The organism is Synechococcus sp. H55.10 (genome assembly GCF_047502715.1).
Classification (GTDB): Bacteria; Cyanobacteriota; Cyanobacteriia; order Thermostichales; family Thermostichaceae; genus Thermostichus.
Genome location: NZ_JANSJJ010000042.1, coordinates 1 through 1176, shown reverse-complemented (window position 1 = coordinate 1176; position 1176 = coordinate 1). Strand labels below are relative to the sequence as shown.

General features: G+C 59.5%; 2 rRNA genes. Both read right to left on the bottom strand.

The annotated features are described in order from the left end of the window. Window positions 1–4: 4 nt before the first annotated feature. Window positions 5–118: ribosomal RNA gene (gene rrf / locus NW858_RS04005) — 5S ribosomal RNA — on the bottom strand. A gap of 52 nt (window positions 119–170) precedes the next feature. Beyond that, window positions 171–1176 (bottom strand): 23S ribosomal RNA (locus NW858_RS04000); the annotation flags it as partial.

The window sequence follows — 1176 nt, the reverse complement described above, 5'->3', positions numbered from 1 at the left end:
GTGTATACGAGAACGCCTACTCTCCCGCCGGTGCAGGCAGTACCCTCGGTAGAAGGCGCTTTCACTTCTCTGTTCGGGATGGGAAGAGGTGGTTCACGCCTTCGTTAGGGACCCTTTGTGCTTTGAGGGAGCTTACGCCCGCCTCAAAGCTATCTTTAACAGCAGGGGATATGGATTACGACACGGGCAATTAGTACGGCTCGGCTCAACAGGTTACCCTGCTTACACCTGCCGCCTATCGACGTGGTAGTCTCCCACGGCCCTTATGGGACGCCTGATCTTGGGGTGAGCTTCGCGCTTAGATGCTTTCAGCGCTTATCTCGTCCGCACATAGCTACCCAGCGGTGCTCCTGGCGGAACAGCTGGTACGCCAGCGGTGCGTCCACCCCGGTCCTCTCGTACTAAGGGCGGGTCCCCTCAAGCGTCCTGCGCCCGCGACAGATAGAGACCGAACTGTCTTGCGACGTTCTGAACCCAGCTCACGTGCCACTTTAATGGGCGAACAGCCCAACCCTTGGGACCGCCTGCAGCCCCAGGATGTGACGAGCCGACATCGAGGTGCCAAACCTCCCCGTCGATGGGGGCTCTCGGGGGAGATCAGCCTGTTATCCCCGGAGTACCTTTTATCCTTTGAGCGATGGCCCTCCCTTGAGGAACCACCGGATCACTATGCCCGGCTTTCGCCTCTGCTCGACCCGGCGGTCTCGCAGTCAAGCACCCTTGTGCCATTGCACTCTACGCACGGTTGCCAAGCGTGCTGAGGGTACCTTTGGGAGCCTCCGATACGTTTTTGGAGGCGACCACCCCAGTCAAACTACCCACCAGGCACTGTCCCCTGCTGTGCAGGGTTAGGCCGCATACACCAGAAGGGTGGTATTTCACTGGCGGCTCCACCCCGACCGGAGCCGGGGCTTCTCAGCCTCCCACCTATGCTACGCATCCAATGCACGCGGCCAATACCAAGTTGTAGTGAAGGTTCACGGGGTCTTTTCGTCCCGTCGCGGGTAACCGGCATCTTCACCGGTACTACAATTTCACCGAGCTCGCGGCCGAGACAGTGCCCAAGTCGTTATGCCATTCGTGCAGGTCGGAACTTACCCGACAAGGAATTTCGCTACCTTAGGACCGTCAGAGTTACGGCCGCCGTTTACCGGGGCTTCGGTTTGGGGCTTGCAC